Raw genomic sequence first — 16,860 nt, 5'->3', positions numbered from 1 at the left:
CCCGGGCGCGCTCAGGTGTCCCGGGCCTCGATCCCGGGCCGTCCCCGGCCGTCCGGCGAGGCCTGGACCTCCTCCAGCAGGCGCTCCAGCTCGCCCCTGAGGTAGTCGCGGGTGGCGAGCTCGCCGATGGCCAGCCGGAGCCCGGCCAGCTCGCGGGTGAGGTACTCGACCTCGGCCTGGTTGCGCTCGCCCGCCATCCGGTCCTGCTCGCCCTGGACGCGGTCGCGGTCGGCCTGGCGGTTCTGTGCGAGCAGGATCAGCGGCGCGGCGTAGGAGGCCTGGAGCGAGAGCATCAGGGTCAGGAAGATGAACGGGTAGGGGTCGAAGACCAGGCCTTCCGGGGCGAGGGCATTCCAGAGCACCCAGACGGCGATGAACCCCGTCATGTACACCAGGAACCAGGCCGTGCCCAGGAACCGGGCGAACCGCTCGGAAAGCCGTCCAAACGCCTCGGGGTCGTAGTGCGGGCGAAAGGTGCGCCGGAGCTCGCGCGGCTGGTCGAGCCGGTCAGTCGCCACCGCTGACCTCCGGTGGCCCGGCGGTGCCGAGCGGCGGCGTGCCCGCGGCGTGCCCGTCCCGCTCGCGCCAGTCGGCGGGCAGCAGGTGGTCCAGCACGTCGTCCACGGTCACGGCGCCGACGAGCCGCCCGAGCTCGTCCACCACCGCGACGGCCACCAGGTTGTAGATGGCCAGGTAGGACGTCACCTCGCGCAGCGGCAGGTCGGGCCGGATCGGGTCGACGCTGTTGTCGATCGCCGCGCCGAGCAGCGAGGACGGCGGCTCGCGCAGCAGTCGCTGGAAGTGCGCCACGCCCAGGTACTTGCCGGTGGGCGTCTCGACGGGCGGCCGCGCGACGTACGCCTGGGCGGCGACCGCCGGGGTGATGTCCTGGCGGCGGATCTCGGCCAGCGCCTCCGCGACCGTGGCGTGTGGCGGCAGGACGATGGGCCGGCTGGTCATCATGCCGCCCGCGGTGTTCTCCTCGTACGGCAGCAGGCGCAGGACGGGCGCCGCCTCGCGGGGCTCCATGCGGGCGATCAGCGCCTCGGCCTGCGCGGGGGGCAGGTCCTGGAGCAGGTCGGCGGCGTCGTCGGGGTCCATGGCCGCGAGCACGTCGGAGGCCCGCTCGGCGTCGAGCCGGCCGAGGATGCCGATCTGGTCGCGTTCGGGCAGTTCCTCCAGGACGTCGGCGAGGCGATCGTCGTCCAGCGCGGCGGCCACTTCGGCGCGGCGCTTGTCGGGCAGGTCGCGCAGGGCGTTGGCGAGGTCGGCGGGGCGGGTCTCCTCGAAGGCGGCGAGCAGGCCTGCCGCGGCCTGGTCGGTCTGCACGGCGCCGACCCCGGCGACGTCCGCCCAGTTCACGATCAGCGTCTCGCCGCGGCGGCGGCGCAGGCCGCGCCCGGCCCCGCGCAGGACGGCCACCTTGGTGACCAGCCACTCGCCGCCCCTGGCCTGCTCCATGGCGAGGTCGAGGACGGTCGCCGGCTCGCCGTTCACCTCCACGGCCAGGTCGAGCAGCTCGCCGATCACCAGGGACTCGGTCGCGTGCTTCTCGAAGCGCCGCAGGTTGATGGCGCCGGTGAAGATCACGGCGTTGGCCTCGATGCTGCGGACGCGCGTGATCGGCAGGAACACCCGCCGGCGCGGCTGGACCTCGACGACGAGCCCGTGCACGCGCGGAGGATCGTTGGGCCGCATGGCGACCACGACGTCGCGTATCCGCCCGATCTGGTCACCCGCCGGGTCGAACACCGGGGTTCCGGCGAGCCGGGCGACGAAGATCCTCACTACCGCAGCGTACGAGGTCAGAGGGGATGTTCCACGCCGGGCCCCCGTAAAAGCCCTCTCAACCGGTCTCGGCATGCGGGACACCTCCTTGATCCCGCTTGATCCCGCCAAAGACCACATGACAGGATCAAAACCGTTTAACACTCATTACAGAGACGGAGCGGGTCGTGAAGGGCATGGCGCTGGGAGTTGCGGTCCTGTCCGCCTGGTGTTTCGGATTCTCCGGCCCCATGGCCAAGTTCGTCGGCGCGGCCGGTCTCACCCCGATGCAGGCCGTCTGGGTGCGCATGGTGGGCGCCGCGATCCTGCTTTTCGCGATCCTCGCCGTGTTCCGGCGCGGGTCCCTGCGCGTCCCCCGGGGCAGGATCGGCTTCTACGCCGCGTACGCGCTGGTCGCCGTGGCCGGGGTGCAGGCGCTGTTCTTCGTGATCCTCACGCGGCTGCCGGTCGGCGTGGCGCTGCTGCTGGAGTACACCGCGCCGGTGCTGGTCGTGCTCTGGGTGCGGTTCGTCCGCGGGGTGCGGCTGCCGCGCTCGGCGTACGCGGGGTCGTTGATCGTCCTGCTGGGCCTGTGCGTGGTCGTGGAGGTCTGGCACGGGATGGCGCTGGACGGCCTCGGGCTCGCGCTCGCCCTGGTCGCCGCCGGCTGCTGCGCCGGCTACTTCCTCCTGAGCGAGGGCTCCGGCGGCGAGATCGACGCGCTCGGCCTGATCGCGTGGGGGCTGGCGGGCTCCGCGGTGGCGCTCATTCCGCTCGCGCGGCCCTGGGAGATCGCCTGGACGGCCTTCGGGACGAGCACCACGATCGGCGGCCACACACTGCCCGTGCTCGGCGCCGCCCTGTGGCTGATCACCGTCGCCACCGTCACCGCCTACGTCACCGGCGTCGCCGCCGTCCGACGACTGTCGGCCGCCGTCGGCGCCACCGTCGCCTCCCTGGAGGTCGTCACCGGCGCGCTGATCGCGTGGCTGCTGCTGGGGGAGCAACTCGGCGCGGCGCAGATCGCCGGCGGCGCCGTCGTGCTCGCGGGGGCGCTGCTCGCTCAGACCGCCACGGCCGGGGTCAGCCGGACGACCGACGAGGCGGCGGCCCAGCGGGCGGTCAGCCCGGCGGAGTCGACGGCGTTGAGGCGTTCCTTGGCCAGCGCCGCCACGGCCCCGGCGTCGGCCTCCGACGGTGAGGCCTGATCGACCACGCGCACGTCAGCCTCGAAGGCCACCAGCCGCGCGCCGTTGTCCTTGCTGCGCAGCGTCACCGTGACGCGGGCGGCGTCCACGAGCCCGGGCAGTTCCTGCTCGCCGCCGCCGGTGACGACGTAGACGGCCCCGTCGTGCCAGACGTGCCAGGCCAGCCGGGCGCCCCCGGGCAGGGAGACCCACAGCACACCTGACCTCTTCGCGCCCTCTTCGATCAGCGACATGCTCACATGAGCAATGTACGGCCCGATCGCCCGGCACGGGTGGTCCCGCCGGGCGATCGGGGGCGGCGGGTCAGCGGCGGGTGAGCTTCCAGGCGGCGGGCAGGAGGGCGGCGGCGGCCAGCACCTTCAGGCCGTCGCCGATCAGGAACGGCACGACGCCCTTGTCGAAGGCGGTCCCGAAGTCCATGCCGGTCGCCACCATGAGCCATGGCAGGCCCACGGCGTAGATGAGCACCGTGCTGACGGTCATCGTCGCCACCGTGCGCAGCGCGGTGCGGTCGCCGCCCCTGCGGGCGAGCGCACCCGCCACCGAGGCGGCGAGGATGAAGCCGACGACGTACCCCAGCGTGGCGTTGCCGGCGTCCGGCGCGAACCACGGGACGCCGAGCTGGCCGATCAGCATGTACAACGCCATGCCGAAGAAGGCGCGCGGCAGGCCGAGCGCGGCGCCGGACAGCAGGACGGCGAAGGTCTGGAGCGTGAGCGGGACGGGAGTGCCGGGCAGGGGGATGCTCACCTGGGCGGACAGCCCGACGAGCCCGGCCGCGCCCACCACCAGCGCAACGTCCCTGACGAGCTTGCCGGGGATGAGATCGGACAGTACGGCGGGACGAACCGCCACAGACGCATCACTCATTGTCTAACTCCCTTTACCTTTGCTTGGAGACCATTGTCGGGAATGCCGCCCTGAATGGCTGTACGAGATACGCGCCAAGAACCGGCGGCGACCTTTGTGACGCCTCCACAGGTACCCGCGGGCGTGCCGGGGCCGGTCAGCGGGCTACGGTTGTCGCCATGCGCTCCCGTCGTTCCTGTCTCGCGGTGCCCGGCAGCAACCCCCGCTTCCTGGAGAAGGCCCAGGGGCTGCCCGCCGACGAGGTCTTCCTCGACCTGGAGGACTCCGTCGCGCCCCAGGCCAAGGAACAGGCCAGGAAGAACGTCGTGGACGCGCTGCGCACCGGCGACTGGGGCGGGAAGACGCGCGCCGTCCGGGTCAACGACCTGTCCACCATGTGGACCTACCGCGACGTGATCGAGGTCGTCGAGGGGGCCGGGGACGCGCTCGACTGCCTCATGCTGCCCAAGGTCGAGGACGCCGGGCAGGTGGCCTGGCTGGACACGCTGCTCACCCAGATCGAGAAGGCCGCGGGCCTGCCGGTCGGCCGCATCGGCGTCGAGGCGCAGATCGAGAGCGCGCGGGGCCTGGTCAACGTGGACGCCATCGCCGCCGCCTCGCCGCGCCTGGAGACGCTGATCTTCGGCCCGGCCGACTTCATGGCGTCGATCAACATGAGGACGCTGGTCGTCGGGCAGCAGCCCCCCGGATACACCGAGGGCGACGCCTACCACTACGTGCTGATGCGCATCCTCATGGCGGCCAGGACCTGCGACCTGCAGGCCATCGACGGGCCGTACCTGCAGATCAAGGACCTGGACGGGTTCGCCAAGGTCGCGCACAGGTCGGCGGCGCTCGGATTCGACGGCAAGTGGGTGCTCCACCCGACGCAGATCGAGGCGGCCAACGAGATCTACTCGCCTTCCCAGGACGACTACGACCACGCCGAACTGATCCTCGACGCCTACGAGCACGCCACGACGGTCGACCTGCGCGGCGCGGTGATGCTCGGCGACGAGATGATCGACGAGGCCTCCCGCAAGATGGCCCTGGTCATCGCCGCCAAGGGCCGCGCGGCCGGACTCACCCGGACCAAGAGCTTCCAGCCGCCCGCCTGAGCCCCGGCCCACGCGCCCCCAGCCGCCGGGCCGCGCGGGCTGCCGGGGAGAATGTCAGATATGCACGATCCGTCGCAGCCGCACCAGCCGCAGCCCTCGGGGCCGCCCTACGGGGCCGAGCGCCCGGCGGCGGGCGGCCCGGCGGGTGGCCCGTACTACCTGGGGCCCCAGCCCTGGCAGGCGCCTCCTCCGCCGGTGCGGTGGACGGTCCCGCCGCCGCCCGGCACGCGCTACGACCACCTCGCGCGCACGCCGGTGAACCGCTGGTGGCGCCCGGTCGTGGGCACGATCGCGCTCGCCGTCGCCTTCGTCGGCGTGTCGGTCGTCGTGCTGCTGTTCGGGAGCGTCGTCGCGGCCCTCGCCGGCGTCCCGGTGATCATGGGCGGCGGCCGGCTGTTCGGCGACCCGGTGTTCGAACTGGCCGTGATGCTGCTGTCCATCGCGGCGGTCCTGCCCTTCGCGTTCGGGACGGCCTGGCTGGTCCAGCGGCGCCCGCCCGGCACGCTGTCGTCCGTCCTGGCGCGATTGCGGTGGAAATGGCTGCTCCTGTGCGCCGGCGTGGCCCTGGTCGCGCTGATCCTCGGGCAGCTCGCGATGATCGCGACGTACGCGGCGACGGGCCAGGACACGGGCGAGCTGTTCGGCTGGGTCGGGTGGGAGCGGTTCCTGCCGGGGCTCATCGTGATCGTCCTGCTGGTGCCGTTCCAGGCCGCGACCGAGGAGTACGTCTTCCGGGGCTGGGTGATCCAGGCCTTCGGCGCGTACTTCCGGACGCCGTGGCCGGGCATCCTGTTCGGGGCGGCGGTGTTCACCTCGCTGCACGCCTACACCGACTGGGGCATTGTGGACGTGTTCAGCTTCGGCGCGCTGATGGGCTGGCTCGCGGTCCGGACGGGCGGGCTGGAGGCGCCGATCGCGCTGCACGTGATCAACAACGTCGTGAGCTTCCTCCCGGCCGCAGCCTCCGGCGATCTCGGGGACGCGCTGCGCCAGGGGGCGGTGCCGTGGCAGGCCCTCGCCGGGACGGTCGTGCAGTTGGGCTTCTTCGCCGTAGTGGTCGTAATAATCGCCCAGAAGCGGGCAATTCAGACCGTCTCTAGATAAATCTGACTAGAGAGGTCTCGCCAGAAGGGCCCTCCTCGTGTTGCCCTTGGATGGTGTGCGGGCCGGCGGGCGGCCCCCCAGGGAGGTGCGCGCTGACGGCGAGGGCGAGGGGCGTGGTCCGGCCATGGGTCCGGTATGGCATTGCCCGGTCAGGTGATCACTGGGCATGGCTTGGGTATCGGTACGATCGCGAGTGATCTGTAGTCGACGCGACGCATTCGCGGGACATCAGTGGAACGGTCCTGAGTCACCGCCTTCAAACTGGGTTAGGCTGCCGATGAGGAGGTGCTGAGCGTGGCCTCGGGCCCCCACGACCCGCGCTCTTCATGGTGGTCGGCCGGCGATGACGCCGACCACGATCGCATTCCAGGCCGATCCGGGTCCCACCAGACCCACACGCCTCCTCCGGCTCTGCACCACTCCCCGCCGGATCCCTCGGAGGTCCGCTCGCGCGGCCTGCCCCTGGACTCGCCGTGGGCGCTGCCGCCCTTCGGCGCCCCCATCGACGCCCCTTCCGGCGCCCCCGCCGGTGACGCGCAGGACGAGCCCGCCCGGCAGCCGTCGCCGGGCCGCCACCCCTACGTCCGGCCCTACGGCGGCACGTCCGAGCCCCGCCACAGCGTGGGCCGTCCCGGCGCCGAACCGCCCCGTCCGCAGGACCACACGCCCGCCGGGGACCGTCCCGCCGGCGACCACTCAGGCGACTACGCCGATGACCATGAGGACGAGTACCCCGCCGGGGAGCCGACACAGCCGGCCCGCCCGCCGCGGCGCCTGGTGACCCGTCCGGACAAGCTGGTCGCCTCGGGCCCGCCGCGCACGCCCCCAGCGCGCCCCGCAGCCCCCGTGCCGCCCTGGGAGGTCGAGCCCTTAGCCGACGGCCCCTCCACGGCTTCTCCCGCGGCCTCAGGGCCGGAGCGCCACGGCATCCGGGTCGAGCCGCGCATTCCCGCCGAGCCGGAGGTCACCTACGACCCCGATGACGACCCAGACGACCCAGACGACCCCGGCGTCCCCGTCGGCGAGCGCATCGGCGGGCCGCCCCCTGGCCGCCCCGCGACCCCCCGCCCCGACGTCCTGGTGGCCGGCGGACCGGCCCGCCCGCGCGGGTCCGGCCGGGGACGCCACCACCGCGACCAGCCCGTCCCCCGGCCCCGCCGCACCCCCACGCCGCCGCGCCGCTACGTCGTCGGCCGTCGCCGCCTGCTGACCCCCGTGATCGTGGCCGTGGCCGTCCTGATGGCCGCCGGGCTGGGGCTGGTCATCGTCAACTGGGTGAACTCCCCGGTGAGCTCGGGCCTGCGCCTCGCCGCGGGCGACGGCGGGTCCGGCGACCAGGCCTTCGCCGCGCCGCCGGGCATCAGCGGCACCGGGTCGAGCCAGGTGCTCAACGCGGTGACCTCGGTCGGCTCCACCGTGGTGGCCGTGGGCAGCGACACGACCAGCCCGGTGCCCCGCCCGCTGTTCCTGGTCTCGCCGGACGGCGGGAAGTCGTGGGAGCTCGGCCGCGTGACCGGGCCCGCCGGGTACCAGCCCGCCGGGTCGGCCGGGCGCGTGACCGGCGGGAACGGCCGCTGGCTGGCCGCCGGCACCGAGGCGCCCGGCGTGACCGGGTCGGCGCGCGGCCTGTGGACCAGCGCGGACGGGCGCTCCTGGACGGCCGTGGACCCCTCGCGGCTGTCGGTCTTCTGGAGCGGCGACCGCATCACCGACCTCGCCCGCACGGCCGGCGGCTTCGTCGCCGTCGGCTCCACCACCCTCCAGGACGGCGGCTACGGCCCGGTGGCCTGGGTCTCCCCGGACGGGCAGAGCTGGAGCCGGGTGGACACCGGCCAGATCGGCACCACCGACAAGGTCCGGGCCATCCGCGCCGTCGTGGCCAAGGGCGACGCCGTGGTGGCGCTGGCCGACCCCGGCGCGGGCGACACGACCTCGGTCATCCTGCGTTCCCCCGACGGCGGCAGGACGTGGCTGCGCACCGCCGCCGCCCTGCCCGGCGTGCGGCCGGAGCCGGGCGCGCTGGCGGTCGCGGGCAAGGGGTTCCTGCTGGTCCCGACCCTGCAGAAGTCCGACGCCGGCGACGTCCGCGTCTACTGCTCCGAGCTCGGCGACCAGTGGCGGCAGTGCGGCGTGATCGGCGGACTCGGGCACGAGGCGACCGGCGTGCGGGGCCTGGCGTCCTCGGCGGCCGGGGTGGCGGCGGTCGCCGAGTCCGGCTGGGAGCGGTACGCCGTCTACACCAGCGGCGACGGCAGGAAGTGGACCGAGGACACCGACCTCGGGCAGATCCCCGGCACCCTGCGCGGCCTGTCGATCACCGACGCGGGCACGCTCGTGGCCGCGGGCGACCAGCGGGCCGGGGGCCTGGACAACCTGCCGGTGCTGATGACGGCGAGCAAGGGCAAGGCCGCCGCGCCCGTGGCACTCGGCGACATCGACGGGCTGACCCGCTCGGCCCGCGACACCGCCGCCCTGGTCGCGGCCGGCGACTCCTTCGTCGCCGTCGGGTCGGTCAAGGGGGACGCCGGCATCTGGACGAGCCCGACCGGTCAGAACTGGAAGGCCGTCAACTCTCCGGCGCTGGGCGGCGCGGGCAGGCAGTCACTCAACGACGTCGCCCACGGCCCCCACGGGTGGCTCGCGGTCGGCAGCACCACGGCGGACTCGGCGTTCATCCGGCCGCTGCTGGCCACCTCCGGCGACGGGCGTAGCTGGCGGGCCGCGCCCGAATCGCCCGCCCTGGCAGGCTCCGGGCGGTACGCCGTGGTCCCGCGCGTGGTCGCGGCCGGGCCGAAGGGGTACGTGGTGGCGGGCGACGACAGCGGCCCCGGCGGCGTGGTCGCCGCGCTGTGGTTCTCGTCCGACCTGCGCCGCTACTCGCGCGCGGCCCCGCAGGGCCTGCCCGCCGGGGGCGCCGACGTGCGGATCGAGGACATCGTCGCCACACAGGGCGGCTACCTCGCCGTCGGCGCGTCGGGGACGACGGGACGGACCTCCGGCGTGGTCTGGGTGTCGAAAGACGGGTTGAACTGGACGGCGCGCAAGCGGGTGGTCCCCGAGGGCGCCCGCTCGGCCTCCCTGCGCCGGGTGGTCGTCCACGACGGCCGCGTGGTCGCCGTGGGCGGCGCGACCACGGACGCCGGCGCCGAGCGGCCGTTCGCGGCGGTCTCGTCCGACGACGGGGTCACCTGGGAGTACGCCTGGCTGCCCGCCGAGGACACCGCGGTCGTGCTGGACATGACCGCCTCGAAGTCGGGGCTGGTCGCCGTCGGCTCCTACGGGCCGCCCGCGACCGGGGACAGCGCGGTCTGGACCTCGCAGGACGGCCTGGATTGGCAGCGCCACGCCCTCACCGGGGACGGCATGGCCGGCGACGGGGCCCAGTGGCTCGGCGCCATCGCCGTCGTCGGTGACACGGTGGTGGCCATCGGCCGTTCGACGACCTACACCACCGACCACCTGACCCTGTGGCGGACCACGTTCAGCCGCTGACCCCGCGGGCGTGGAACACCCGCCACGCGTCCAGCACCTCCAGCAGCCCGGAGGTGAGCGGCAGCCGGTCGAGGTCGTCGCGGCCGAACCAGCCGGCCGCGGCGGCGTCGTCCCCCGCCCGGAGCGCGCCACCCGCGGCGTCCCCGGCGGCCGGGGCGCCCGCCCGCGGCGCGGCGAAATAGTCGTGGATCTCGTACACGACGCCGGCCGGTCCTGGACGCTCGACGGTGCCGGCCAGGCCGCCCGCGACGACCGCGAGGCCGGTCTCCTCCAGGAGCTCGCGTTCGATGGCCTCGGCGTCGGACTCGCCCGGCTCGACCCGGCCGCCGGGCAGGGACCACAAGCCGACGCCGGGCGGGCGTCCCCGCCGGACCAGCAGCAGGCGCCCCGCGCCGTCCAGGACGATGCCGCCCACGCATCTCACGCGCATACGCCAAGATTACGTTGGGATAACGGGATTCCCCTTGACTTTCCCGCACCGCCGGAAGCACGGTGGATAATTGTGAGAGCGGCGCCCACCTGTCCAAGGTGTTTCGGCACGCTGCGCCCGCCGAGCGTATGGTCAAGCTCATGGCGGTGCGGGGTGCACGGCGCCGTCCTGCCCTTCCAGGCCAGACGTCCCTCCGCCGAGTCGCTCGACGTGGTGCGCAGGGACTCCCGCGTTCCCTTCTGGCTTCCGTGGCCGCTGCCCACCGGCTGGCTCGTGACCGGCTTCGGCGACGCCGGGGACGAGCGCACCGGCACCCGCGCCGGGGTGGTCGCCCTGTCCGGTCCGTCCGTCACCCACGGCCCCGCCGACCTGATCATCGTCGCGGAGGAGCCCGGCATGGGCCTCGGCGCCGCGTTCGCCGGGCTCGACGGCCCCGACCCCGGGCCGGGCTTCGACGAGGGGCCGCCCAACGCCAAGGTCGAGACACTCGGCCATCCCACGCCGCTGTGGTGGGTGGAGGGCCTGCCCGACCGCGCCGTCTACGTCGGCGAGGCGATGGGCGACTGGCTGTGGTTGATCGGCTGGCCCGCCGAGGCCGGGTGCCTGGTGGCGCTCGCCGACCTGTCCCTGCGCGACCTGCGGGAGCACGACCAGGAGCTCGACCTGCCGTTCGGGGCGTTCTCCCCGCGCCTGGGGGACGAGCCGTGACCTCCGGCGCCCGCCGCCCGGCGGCCCGTCCCGCACTTATGGCCGCGCCTCCGGCACGGCGGGTTCGGGGCGCGCCCCGAACTCTTCGCCGGCTTTCGACGCGACCCCGTTTACCTATCCTGACCGGTTCGACTGTTCGGTAAGGTCGTGGCCGTGACAGCGCGTATCGAGCGAGTGGTGACCGAGGGCGTCGTGACCGTCGACGGCTCCGAGTACAAGGTCGAGAACAACACCTGGATCGTGGGCGACGACGAAGAGGTCATCGTCATCGACCCCGCGCGTGACGCGGAGGCGATCCTCGAAAGCGTCGGCGAGCGCGAGGTCCTCGCCGTGATCTGCACCCATGGCCTGCCCGACCACGTCGGCGGCGCCATCGAGGTGGCGGCGCGCGACGAGGCGGTGGTCGCCCTCAACCGCAAGGACCGCCGGCTCTGGCGCGAGACGTGGGAGGAGACCTACCCCGACATCGACATGGAGGACGAGGGCCTCTTCGGCGTCGCCGACGTCGAGCTGGAGGTCATCGCCACCCCCGGCATCACCCAGGGCGGCGTCTCCCTCTACGTCGAGGAACTCGGCGTGGTGTTCACCGGCAAGACGCTGCTGGCCGACGGCCCCGGCAAGATCGGTGGTGAGTACCCCGCGCTGGCCGACCAGCTCACCGCGATCGGCGAGCGGCTGTTCACCCTGCCGGGCGACACCCGCGTCCTGCCCGCCCACGGCGAGGAGACGACGATCGCCGACCAGGAGCAGCACTTCGACGAGTGGCTGGCCGGTTCGCTGACCGGCGACCGCGAGCCCGAGGACGCCACGGAGGGCCTCCTGGCGGACGGCACGAAGGTGTCGGGCATCAAGCTCAGGCTCGACGACGAGTGACCCAGCAGGGGCAACTCCCGCTGGACGGCATGCCCAAGCGGCTCTACACCTGCACGCCGTCCCGGCTCAACACCTGGCTGGACTGCCCGAGGCGCTACCGCTTCACCTACCTCGACCGCCCGGCCCCGCTCAAGGGGCCGGCCTGGGCGCACAACAGCGTGGGCGCCTCGGTGCACAACGCGCTGGCCGGGTGGTGGCGCGAGCCGTACGAGCGCAGGACCCCGGCGATGGCGGCGATCCTCCTGAGCAAGGGGTGGATCACCGAGGGGTTCCGCGACCAGGAGCAGTCGACGCTGTGGCGTGACCGCGCGCGGGCGATGGTGTCGGGGTACGCCTCGACGCTGGACCCCTCCGACGAGCCCGTCGGGGTCGAGCGCACCGTCGCCACCCGCACGTCGGTGATCGCCGTCTCCGGCCGCGTCGACCGCATCGACCGGCGCGGCGACGAGCTGGTGATCGTCGACTACAAGACCGGCAGGCGTCCCCTCACCGAGGACGACGCCCGCTCCTCGCTGGCGCTGGCGATCTACGCGGTGGCGTCGGCGCGGGTCATGCGCCGGGCCTGCCGTACGGTCGAGCTCCATCACGTGCCGACCGGGTCGATCGTCCAGTGGACGCACACCGACGAGTCCCTCGCCCGCCACATCGGCCGGGCCGAGGACATCGCGCGGGAGGCGTCCGAGGCGGACGAGCGCTACCGCGACTGGCGCGCCGGCGCCGGTGATCGGGCCGATGATCGGGCCAGTGATCGGGCCAGGGCGGGCGCGTCGATCCCGGCCAGGCTCGACGCGAGCCTGCCGCCGAGGCCGGGGCCGATGTGCTCGTGGTGCGACTACCGCCGCCACTGCCCAGAGGGCCAGGTCGCGAGCACCCCCCACCAGCCCTGGGACGGCCTGGCCGACACGGACTGACGGGACGCCGGCTCAGGCGTCGAGCGGGCCCGGTCGGGCGGGCCCGGCCGACGCCGAACCGTCGTGCGGACTGCCGCGCGGGCTCAGTTGTGCATCAGGCGCTGCTCGGCGGCGTTCCAGAAGCGCGTGAGCGCGTGGGCCGTCGTCTCCGGGGCCTCGACCGCCGGGGAGTGCAGCGCCCCGGGCACGACGACGCACTCGGCCTCCAGTCGCTTGGCCATCTCGGCCTGCAGGGCGGGCGGCCAGCCGTCGTCGTGTTCGCCGTACAGGACCAGCGTGGCGACGTCGACCTCGACCAGGTCGTCGAGGCGGTCGACGGCGCCGATCACCTGCTCGGCCATCGTGACCAGCGCCGTCGGCGAGTTGGCGAACAGGCGCTGCCGCAGGAAGGCCACGATGTGGTCGGGCACGCCCGCGGCGATCGCCTCGGGCTCCACCCGGTTCGTCCAGATGTGCTCCAGGCCGACCTCGGGCAGCGTGCGCAGCATGAGCCTGGCCGCCTGCTCGCGCGCGCCGATGATGCCGGCCGGCCCCGAGTTCATCAGCGTGTGCGACGCGGGCTTGAGGACCCCGCCGATCACCGCCTCGCGGGTGACCAGGCCGCCGAAGGAGTGGCCGACCAGGTGGACGGGCTCGCCGCCGCCCACGGCCTCGGCCACGGCGTCGATGTCCTCCCCGAGGGCCTCGCAACTGTAGGCCGCGGGATCGTCCGGGCCCTTGGTCTCGTACTGGCCGCGCATGTCGATCGCGACGACGCGGCGCCCGGCCTGGGCGAGCGTCTGGAAGATCGCGAGGAAGTCCTCTTTGCTGCCGGTGTACCCGGGGATCAGCAGGGCGGGCCAGCGCTCGGGCACGCCGCTGACCGGCAGCGCCTCAAGGGCGGCGAAGGAGCCCACCGGTGTCTCGATGCGCTGGGCGCGGACACCGGGCGGGAGAGTCAGGAAGCGCGGCGTACTCACGTGGCACCACGATACTGAGGATTCATCCCGGCGACACCGCCGAACGCCGTACGTCGGTCGCGTGGTTGCTTTTGCACTTTCCCACCTGGTCGGATGGCGCCTCACCACGCCACGGGCGGGCCGCCGGGGACGGCGGCCCGCCACGAGGGCCGTCCACCGTTCCCGGCGGCTCTCACCGGCCGATCACCGGTGTCGTGCCGCGATGCCTGATGCGCCGCCTGTTCTCATCCCCTCCGGGGGGAGCGTTGCTGGGACGGCCTGCGGCGCTGGACGCGCTCGGAGGCCGCGGAGGGGGCCACATCATCGTCGTCCACCGCCAGGTCGGGCGAGCGGAAGATGATGGCGAACGGAGAGGGCGGGATGATCCGCTCCGGCTCGGGGCGGGCGACGGGCGCCTCGGGCGCGGCGGGCCGGTACGCCGCCGCTTCGGTGTCTCGTGCGAACTCGGTGTCGTCCGCGCGGTCGAAGTGGTCGGAGTCGTCGAACTCGTCGGAGTCCCCGAACTCGTCGAAGTCGCCGGAGTCCCCGAAGTCGTCGAAGCGGGAGTCGCCGGCGTTCCCGGCCAGGCGGCCGCGGTCCGCGGCGCCCCGGGAGACGACCTCGCCGGACTCGGACGACGGCTCCCGCTCCGCTTCCTTCGCGGAGGCGGCGGGCACGTCGGCGAGCGCCTCGGACAGCGCCGACCGGTTCGCGCCCCTGCGGGAGCGCCGCGGCGCCGCCACCTCGGCGGCCTCCTCGACGACGGGCCGGGCCTCGGGGGCCAGGACGTCACCGGCGGGCACGGCGGGCACGCTCTGGACGGCGGGCACGCTCTGGACGGAGGTCTCGGCGACGGTCTCCGGGGAGGCCGTCTCCTGGCCGCCGCGGGTGCGCCTGCGCTGCCGGTTGCGCGCCGGGCGCTCACGGCGCTCGGCCCGCTCGGTGCGCTCGTCGCGTTCGCGGCGCGAGCGGTGGCGGCCCGTCTCGCCGAGGTCCTCGATGTGCTCGGCGGACAGCCCCGCGCGGGACCGCTGGGCGCGGGGCAGCACGCCCTTGGTGCCCTCGGGGATGTGCAGGTCGGAGTAGATGTGCGGCGAGGTGGAGTAGGTCTCGACGGGCTCGGCGAACTCCAGGCCGAGCGCGTTGTTGATGACCTTCCAGCGGGTCAGTTCCTCCCACTCGACGAAGGTCACCGCCACGCCCGTGCGGCCCGCCCGGCCGGTGCGGCCGATGCGGTGGACGTAGGTCTTCTCGTCCTGCGGGCAGTCGTAGTTGACGACGTGGGTGACGTCGTCGATGTCGATGCCCCGCGCCGCGACGTCCGTCGCCACCAGAACGTCGATCTTGCCGTTGCGGAACGCCCGCAGCGCCTGCTCGCGCTGGCCCTGCCCGAGGTCGCCGTGCACGGCCGCGGCGGCGAAGCCGCGCTCCTTGAGCTGCTCGGACACCATGTCGCACGCGCGCTTGGTCTCGCAGAACACCATCGTGAGCCCGCGGCCCTCGCACTGCAGCAGGCGGCCGACGATCTCGATCTTGTCCATGCGGTGGGTGCGGTACACGAACTGGGTCGTGTTCGACTTGTCGTCCCCGTCGGCGTCCGGGTTCTCGGCGCGCACGTGGGTGGGCCGCGACAGGTAGCGCCGCGACAGGCCGACGATCTCGCCCGGCATCGTGGCCGAGAACAGCATGGTCTGCCGCTCGGCGGGGATCAGCTTGATGATGCGCTCGATGTCGGGGAGGAAGCCGAGGTCGAGCATGCGGTCGGCCTCGTCCAGGACCAGCATGGAGACCTGGCCGAGGTCGAGGTGCTTCTGGTTCACCAGGTCGAGAAGCCGGCCCGGGGTTCCGACGATGACGTCGACGCCCTGCTTCAGCGCCTCGATCTGCGGCTCGTACGCCCGCCCGCCGTACACCGTGAGGATGCGCGAGCCGAGCTTGCCTCCGGCGACGACCAGATCTTCGGTCACCTGGAGCGCCAGCTCGCGGGTCGGGACGACGACGAGGCCGCGTGGCTTCTTGCGGTTCTTGCGGGGCTTGCCGACGCGCTGGAGCATCGCCACGCCGAAGGCGTAGGTCTTGCCGGTGCCGGTGCGCGCCTGGCCGATGACATCCTGCCCGCTGATCGCGAGGGGGAGGGCCATCTCTTGAATGGGAAAGGGTGAGATGATGCCCTCTGTCTCGAGGGCATCAGCGATCTCCGCTATGACTCCAAGGTCTCGGAACGTGGTCAGCTCGGCCTGCCTAGGTCTCCTGCGAAGGCGGGCCTCCGGGACCGCCGGCCTGGTGCCGGGTCCGCGCGGAAAAGCCAACCCTCATCCGTCTCGGCGACCGCCGCGACGTGGCGCGCGTGGGGGCTATCAGGCGATATTCGCCCTGAATAACATACTGCGGTCGCACTCTTACAGGTCAGTGTACTCGATACCACAACTGCGGGCCGATTTCTTGGCGTTCCATCCGGTAAGTCGCGGCCGAATTGATGCCGGCCGTGTGCGCCCCGCGACGGGACCGGCGGCCGTCCCGAAGCTCGTACGCTGCATCCATGAGTGATTCCCCTGCCGGTGTCGTCGGTGTCATCGACCTTCTCGGCGTCCTGGCCTACGCCGAGCTGACCGCCTTCCTGCGGCTCGCCGAGGACGCCGCAGCCCTTGCCCCCTCGCTCACCGACCGCGCGGCGCTCAGCGGCCTCGCCGCCGTCGAGTACGCCCACTTCAGCCTGCTGCGCGACCGGCTGTCCTCGCTCGGCGCGGACCCGGAGGAGGCGATGGCCCCCTTCGTCGAGGCGCTCGACGACTGGCACGCGCAGACGCGGCCGGGGGACTGGCTGGAGGCGCTGGTCAAGGCGTACGTCGGCACGGGCATCGCCGGGGACTTCTACCGCGAGGCGGCCCGGCACGTGGACGCCGACACCCGCAAGCTCGTGGACGAGGTGCTGGCCGAGGAGATCCGCTCGGAGTTCGTGGTCGACCGGGTGCGCACGGCGCTCGTCGGGAACCCGCAGGCCGCCGGGCGGCTCGCGCTCTGGGCGCGGCGCATGGTGGGCGAGGCGCTGAGCCAGGGCAACCGGCTCGCGCTCGCCCGTCCTGAACTGGCGCTGCTGCTGGTCTCGGAGGCCGCCGGGACGGGGCAGGGGGACGCCGGCCTCATCGGCATCGGCCGGCTGTTCGCCCGCCTGACCGAGGAGCACGGGAAGCGGATGGCGGCCCTCGGTCTGGTCCCGGGTCCGTGAAGAAGAGGGACGCGTGGGCCCTCAAAGGTAAGGTTTCGGACTTCTGGCCAATTCGGTCCGGTGATCGAGGGGCGCGAACGCCCTCACCGGTTGTACCGTTCGAGACATGAGGGCCTCGCGCCGCTACGGCAGTTCCTTGATGAGATGTGGACCGAACCGCTGGACCTCGCGGCCCGTGCTGAGAAGGGGAGGCGCGGACTGCCCGGCCTTCGGCCACAAACGGGACGAAGTCCGGA

General features: G+C 73.3%; 13 protein-coding genes and 1 pseudogene. 8 read left to right on the top strand and 6 right to left on the bottom strand.

All coding sequences use genetic code 11. The annotated features are described in order from the left end of the window. Positions 1-11: 11 nt before the first annotated feature. Both AB0M95_RS13965 and AB0M95_RS13960 read right to left on the bottom strand, forming a co-directional pair. Positions 12-518 carry a DUF1003 domain-containing protein gene (locus AB0M95_RS13965; protein ID WP_358519600.1) on the bottom strand — a complete coding sequence of 169 codons (507 nt, stop codon included), beginning with the start codon at positions 516-518 and terminating at the stop codon, positions 12-14. After that, positions 508-1,782 (bottom strand): CBS domain-containing protein, encoded by a 1,275-nt coding sequence (locus AB0M95_RS13960; protein ID WP_363763654.1) that lies wholly within the window; start codon positions 1,780-1,782, stop codon positions 508-510. Before AB0M95_RS13960 ends, AB0M95_RS13965 begins: the two co-directional genes overlap by 11 nt. A 182-nt stretch (positions 1,783-1,964) precedes the next feature. Here AB0M95_RS13960 and AB0M95_RS13955 point away from each other — a divergent pair, with 182 nt between their 5' ends. Continuing rightward, a complete protein-coding gene (locus AB0M95_RS13955; protein WP_363763651.1) occupies positions 1,965-2,975 on the top strand; it encodes a DMT family transporter in 1,011 nt (336 codons plus the stop codon). A gap of 303 nt (positions 2,976-3,278) precedes the next feature. On the opposite strand, the gene AB0M95_RS13950 is transcribed toward AB0M95_RS13955, so the two are convergent. Further along, positions 3,279-3,845, bottom strand: a complete 567-nt coding sequence (locus tag AB0M95_RS13950; RefSeq protein WP_363763436.1) for a biotin transporter BioY — start codon at positions 3,843-3,845, stop codon at positions 3,279-3,281. Between the two features lie 158 nt (positions 3,846-4,003). Here AB0M95_RS13950 and AB0M95_RS13945 point away from each other — a divergent pair, with 158 nt between their 5' ends. The 3 genes from AB0M95_RS13945 (at position 4,004) to AB0M95_RS13935 (ending at position 9,538) form a co-directional block, all read left to right on the top strand. Beyond that, on the top strand, positions 4,004-4,942 hold the full coding sequence (locus AB0M95_RS13945; RefSeq protein WP_363763433.1) for a CoA ester lyase: 939 nt from the start codon (positions 4,004-4,006) through the stop codon (positions 4,940-4,942). A 60-nt stretch (positions 4,943-5,002) separates the two neighbouring features. Further along, on the top strand, positions 5,003-6,046 hold the full coding sequence (locus AB0M95_RS13940) for a type II CAAX endopeptidase family protein (RefSeq protein ID WP_363763430.1): 1,044 nt from the start codon (positions 5,003-5,005) through the stop codon (positions 6,044-6,046). 294 nt (positions 6,047-6,340) lie between these two features. Next, entirely contained in the window at positions 6,341-9,538 is a 3,198-nt protein-coding gene (locus AB0M95_RS13935) for a hypothetical protein (protein ID WP_363763427.1), read from the top strand. On the opposite strand, the gene AB0M95_RS13930 is transcribed toward AB0M95_RS13935, so the two are convergent. Then, positions 9,528-9,968: an NUDIX domain-containing protein gene (locus AB0M95_RS13930; protein ID WP_363763424.1), complete on the bottom strand. Its 441-nt coding sequence runs from the start codon at positions 9,966-9,968 to the stop codon at positions 9,528-9,530. The genes AB0M95_RS13935 and AB0M95_RS13930 overlap by 11 nt on opposite strands. A 72-nt stretch (positions 9,969-10,040) precedes the next feature. Between AB0M95_RS13930 and AB0M95_RS13925 the strand changes: the two genes are divergently transcribed. The 3 genes from AB0M95_RS13925 to AB0M95_RS13915 all read left to right on the top strand — a co-directional run bounded on the left by AB0M95_RS13925 (position 10,041) and on the right by AB0M95_RS13915 (position 12,460). Further along, on the top strand, positions 10,041-10,676 hold the full coding sequence (locus AB0M95_RS13925; protein WP_363763421.1) for a DUF6758 family protein: 636 nt from the start codon (positions 10,041-10,043) through the stop codon (positions 10,674-10,676). A gap of 153 nt (positions 10,677-10,829) precedes the next feature. Continuing rightward, positions 10,830-11,549, top strand: a complete 720-nt coding sequence (locus AB0M95_RS13920) for an MBL fold metallo-hydrolase (protein WP_363763418.1) — start codon at positions 10,830-10,832, stop codon at positions 11,547-11,549. Further along, a complete protein-coding gene (locus tag AB0M95_RS13915) occupies positions 11,546-12,460 on the top strand; it encodes a PD-(D/E)XK nuclease family protein (RefSeq protein ID WP_363763415.1) in 915 nt (304 codons plus the stop codon). Before AB0M95_RS13920 ends, AB0M95_RS13915 begins: the two co-directional genes overlap by 4 nt. A gap of 83 nt (positions 12,461-12,543) precedes the next feature. On the opposite strand, the gene AB0M95_RS13910 is transcribed toward AB0M95_RS13915, so the two are convergent. Further along, entirely contained in the window at positions 12,544-13,419 is an 876-nt protein-coding gene (locus tag AB0M95_RS13910; RefSeq protein WP_358519625.1) for an alpha/beta hydrolase, read from the bottom strand. 839 nt (positions 13,420-14,258) lie between these two features. Beyond that, a pseudogene (locus tag AB0M95_RS13905) lies at positions 14,259-15,563 on the bottom strand (DEAD/DEAH box helicase); the annotation flags it as partial. A gap of 374 nt (positions 15,564-15,937) precedes the next feature. On the opposite strand from AB0M95_RS13905, the gene AB0M95_RS13900 reads away from it, so the two are divergent. Continuing rightward, positions 15,938-16,624: a ferritin-like fold-containing protein gene (locus AB0M95_RS13900; RefSeq protein ID WP_363763412.1), complete on the top strand. Its 687-nt coding sequence runs from the start codon at positions 15,938-15,940 to the stop codon at positions 16,622-16,624. Positions 16,625-16,860 lie beyond the last annotated feature (236 nt).

The sequence above is a fragment of the Sphaerisporangium sp. NPDC051017 genome, from assembly GCF_040683095.1.
Lineage (GTDB): Bacteria > Actinomycetota > Actinomycetes > Streptosporangiales > Streptosporangiaceae > Sphaerisporangium.
This window is presented reverse-complemented; position numbering and strand designations above follow the sequence as displayed.